Genomic DNA, 3,941 nt, shown 5'->3' on the forward strand with positions numbered 1-3,941 from the left:
AGGCCGGCGTCCTCCAGGGCCTGCTGGCTGATACGGGCGAGGGCGCCAAGGTCCTTCCAGTCGCCGGCGCCCAGTGCGCCGGAGGGCGTCAGCACGCCCTGCGGATGCCAGTCGAGATCGAAGATGCGCAGGTAGTCGCTGCCCAGTTCGTCGCGGATGTAGGTCAGCACCGGCTCGGTGCGGAAGGCGGCGGCGAAGCTGTAGGCCATGTAGCCGGCGATGCTCAGGGTGTCTTCGGGGGTGAAGGGACGCCTGGGTATGCCCAGCAGGTCGAATTCGAGCGGCGCCGGGTTGTTTTCCTGGAACTGGTTGACCCCGTCCAGGTAGGCCTCCAGCACCTTCCAGGGCTGCGACTGCTTGTCCTGGCGGGCGCTGTATTCGGCGGCGTGGTCGCGGATGCGCAGGGTGCGGAACAGACGGTCGGTATCCACCAGCTTGGGTCCGAGCACTTCGGCCAGCTCGCCGCGCGCCAGGCGCCGCAGCATTTCCATCTGGAACAGGCGGTCCTGGGCGTGCACGTAGCCGAGGGCGCGGTAGAGGTCGGTCTGGTTCTGCGCGTACAGGTGCGGAACCCCGCGCTCGTCGTAGCGCACGTCGACCGGCGCCTGCAGGTGGGCCAGGGCGAGCGAGCCGTTGCGGAGCGGCTGCTTGGCATGGAGGTACCAGGCGCCGCCGGCAGCCGCGGCGGCGACCGCCACGGCGATCACGGTCAGGGTGCGTTTCATCGATCCTTTCTCCTTGTTGTAGTGCCGAGCATTCTGCGGATGCCGCCGGCCTGCGGCATTGACCGAATGCTCGGACCCTGGAAGTCTTTGGTCAATCGCGAGGAGCCGCCATGCAGGACGACCCGTCTACCAGCCCCCTGACCCATTCCGCCACGTTGCGGCGTCTGTTGTATGAAGCCCTGGACGCCCTCGGACTCGACCCCACCCGCGTCTACCGCAGCGTCTACCGGCGTATCCCGCTGCCGCCGCCGACCCTGGGCGGCCGCCTGGTGCATGACAACGCCCCGTTGTTCTGGACCGAGCTGGCGGCGGTGACCGGCGATGCCGACATCGGCCTGCACCTGGGCGAGGCAATGAAGCCGCGCCTGCTCGATGTGGTCGGCTACCTGCTGCTGTCCGCGCGCGACCTGGAGGAGGCGCTGCGCAGCTTCGTGCGTTTCCAGCACATTCTCTCCGGCGGTTTCGCCGCGCGCCTCGAGGTCGAAGGGGAAACGGCAAGGCTGATCCTCGACATCAACTACCTGGGCTATGCCTCGCTGCGCCAGCAGATCGAATGCCTGATGCTGCTGTTCCTCAAGCTGCTGGCGCTGATCAGCGACGACGAGTTCGTCGCCGAGCGCATCGAGTTCCGCCACCGAGCCCCGCCGCGGCTGGGCGAACACCGCCGGTTGTTCGGCAGGCTGCCGTTGTTCTCGCGGCCGCACGATGCCCTGGTGTTTTCCGCCGCCTTGCTGCGGCGTCCTTCGCGCAACGCCAATCCGGACATGCATGACGTGCTGACCCGCCACGCGGAAGAACAGTCCCGCGAACTCAGCGAGAACCGCTTGCTCAATCGCGTGCGCTACCTGATCGAGCTGCGCCTCGGGGAGGGCTATGGCTTGCGCCAGTGCGCGGCGGAACTGGGCCTTGGCAGCGGCGCCTTGCAGCGTGCGCTGGCCGCTGGGGGAGCGAGTTTCCGGCAGGTTCGCGATGAGGTTCGCCGGCAGCGTGCGAGCGAGATGCTGTTGGCCGGTCGCGCCATCCGCGAGGTGGCCAAGGCTTGCGGGTTCGCCGAGCTGTCGCCGTTCTACCGGGCCTTTCGCCGCTGGCACGCCGCGCCCCCGGAGCAATACAGGGCGCGGCTGGCGAAGCGGGAAGAGGGTTACTCGACCAGCGGTACCTGACGGCCGATCTCCAGGGTGGCGATGGCGTCGAGCTGGATCTCGATCTGCAGGAAGCGCATGGCGCGCTTGGGCGAGACGTTCTTGGCGATGCGCTTGACGTACTTGTCGCGCAGTTCCAGGCGGTCCTCCTGGAGGTCGTCGACACGCTCGATCAGCTTGCTCGCCTGGTCGTCGCTGACGTTGCCGCTGTTGTAGGCCTGGGCGTAGTCGAGCAGGAGCTTGAGGGTTTCCTTGCTGAGCTTGTCCGACTCGGTGCGGTAGGTGTTGTAGATCGGCCAGAACTTCTCGCCTTCCTGGTCGGTGAGGTTCATGTTGGCCTCGACGATGCGCTTGCGCTTGTAGTCGACGTCGGCCAGGTCGTTCTGGATCTGCGCCTGGTGCTCCTTCATCAGTTCCTTGCTGCTGGGCTGAGGGTCGTTCTGGGCGGCCATCAGCGGCAGGCTGACGAGGGCGAGCAGGGCGAGGGTGGGACGTAGGGACATGCAGCGACTCCTTGGTTCGGCAACGGCCCCTCGTGGGCCGACCCGAGCAGTGTAGCCGCTACGCCGTCCGGCGCCCCCTCCGGAAGGCCCGGTGTTGAGCCAGGTCAGCCTTTTTCCGGGGTCCAGGGGCAGTAGCAACCCACGGCGAGGGTATGGGTGGCATCCACCGGACGTCCCTGCAGCAGCGCTTCGAGGATCGGTTCGATGAAGCTGTTGCTGGAGGTGCATACCGCGCCCTCGCTATAGGGGCCGAAGTAGGCCAGGCGGCCGTCGCGGTCCCAGATCGCCACGGCCGGGCTGGCCGGCAACTGCTCGGAACCGGGCAGACCGGCGAGGGGGCGCAGGGCGGCCAGGTTGTCCGGCAGGCGGCCCTGGCTGCCAGGCTTCTGCAGGACATGGAACTCCACGCCCTTGCCGGCGAAGCGTTCGATCAGCTCGCCGAGGTGCTGCTGGTTGCCGACGTTGCAGGGGCAGGCCGGGTCCCAGAAATGCACCAGGCGGATCGGCCCCGGCCCGGCCAGCTCGGCCGGCAGGCGCAGGCTGTCGCCGGAGAACAGGGTGGTCTGCTCGCTGAACGGGCGGATGTAGCGGATCTCGAACCACCAGTAGGCGGCGAGCAGGCCGCCGGCCCAGAGCAGGCCGACCAGGCTGACGAGGAGCGTCTTGCGGCGGGGAGTCATGGCATTCACACGGAAAACGGGTGCCAAGCTTGCCATGTGTTCGCGCGCAGCTGAATATCCCTGGGTTTCGCCCGTGGCCCGGCCACGAATCGATTGCAGCCCGGAACCGCCGATGTCAGAAGCCTTCAACCCCGATTACCTGCGCCAGCACCTGCGACCCTTGGCCGCGGCCGAGGCGGACACCGCCGTCCTCGCCTACCAGGCGTACTACGGCCTGGACCTGCGCTCCCGCCATCCGCGCCTGCAAGCGCGGCTCGGCAGCATGGCGGTCGACGGGCGCCGCCTGGCGGTGCAGGCCTGGCTGCTGCCGGAAGCGCGCGGCAGCCTGTTGCTGATGCATGGCTATTACGACCACATGGGACTGTATCGGCACGTGGTCGACTGGGCGCTGGGCATGGGCTTCTCGGTGCTCGCCTGCGACCTGCCGGGGCATGGCCTGTCCGAAGGCGAGCGGGCCAGCATCCGCGACTTCGCCGAATACCAGGCGGTGTTCGAAGGCCTGCTGGGCCAGGCTGCCGAACTCGACCTGGCGGCGCCCTGGCACCTCTGCGGACAAAGCACCGGTGGGGCGATCCTGCTGGACTACCTGCTGCACGGCGGCGAACGTCCCGAGCTGGGCGAGACGATTCTCCTGGCGCCGCTGGTGCGCCCGCGCGCCTGGGGCTGGTCGAAGCTCAGCTACCGCCTGCTGAGCCCCTTCGTCGACTCGATCCCGCGGCGCTTCTCGGAGAACTCCAGCGATCCGCAGTTCCTCGACTTCCTCCGCGAGCACGATCCGTTGCAGCCACGCACCCTGCCGACCGCCTGGGTCGGCGCGCTGACCCGCTGGGTGCCGCGCATCGAGCGGGCGCCTCGGCGTGCCCTGAGCCCCCTGGTGGTGCAGGGCGAGTC

At 68.3% G+C, this 3,941-nt stretch carries 4 protein-coding genes and 1 pseudogene; 2 read left to right on the forward strand and 3 right to left on the reverse strand.

Annotated elements, in window-relative coordinates:
- Positions 1-725 (reverse strand): annotated as a pseudogene (gene hacB / locus FFS27_RS29940) (N-acylhomoserine lactone acylase HacB); the annotation flags it as partial.
- 110 nt (positions 726-835) lie between these two features.
- Between hacB and FFS27_RS29950 the strand changes: the two are divergent.
- Positions 836-1,888, forward strand: a complete 1,053-nt coding sequence (locus tag FFS27_RS29950) for an AraC family transcriptional regulator (RefSeq protein WP_003112941.1) — start codon at positions 836-838, stop codon at positions 1,886-1,888.
- On the opposite strand, the gene FFS27_RS29955 is transcribed toward FFS27_RS29950, so the two are convergent.
- The gene (locus FFS27_RS29955) at positions 1,867-2,370 is read right to left on the reverse strand and encodes a transcriptional regulator (RefSeq protein ID WP_003112942.1); all 504 of its coding nucleotides are present in this window, start codon (positions 2,368-2,370) and stop codon (positions 1,867-1,869) included. The genes FFS27_RS29950 and FFS27_RS29955 overlap by 22 nt on opposite strands.
- A gap of 104 nt (positions 2,371-2,474) precedes the next feature.
- On the reverse strand, positions 2,475-3,086 hold the full coding sequence (locus FFS27_RS29960; protein WP_021263265.1) for a DUF6436 domain-containing protein: 612 nt from the start codon (positions 3,084-3,086) through the stop codon (positions 2,475-2,477).
- Positions 3,087-3,162: 76 nt separating this feature from the next.
- On the opposite strand from FFS27_RS29960, the gene FFS27_RS29965 reads away from it, so the two are divergent.
- A partial coding sequence (locus FFS27_RS29965; RefSeq protein WP_218570996.1) for an alpha/beta hydrolase occupies positions 3,163-3,941 on the forward strand: 779 nt, incomplete at its 3' end.

Origin of the sequence: Pseudomonas sp. 2VD (genome assembly GCF_005503585.1) — a bacterium.
Taxonomy (GTDB): Bacteria; Pseudomonadota; Gammaproteobacteria; order Pseudomonadales; family Pseudomonadaceae; genus Pseudomonas; species Pseudomonas aeruginosa.

Bases quoted from the DNA above. Each gene is read 5' to 3' on its own strand.
- FFS27_RS29950 (WP_003112941.1), top strand. From the start codon at position 836: ATGCAGGACGACCCGTCTACCAGCCCCCTGACCCATTCCGCCACGTTG.
- FFS27_RS29955 (WP_003112942.1), bottom strand. From the start codon at position 2,370: ATGTCCCTACGTCCCACCCTCGCCCTGCTCGCCCTCGTCAGCCTGCCG.
- FFS27_RS29960 (WP_021263265.1), bottom strand. From the start codon at position 3,086: ATGGCAAGCTTGGCACCCGTTTTCCGTGTGAATGCCATGACTCCCCGC.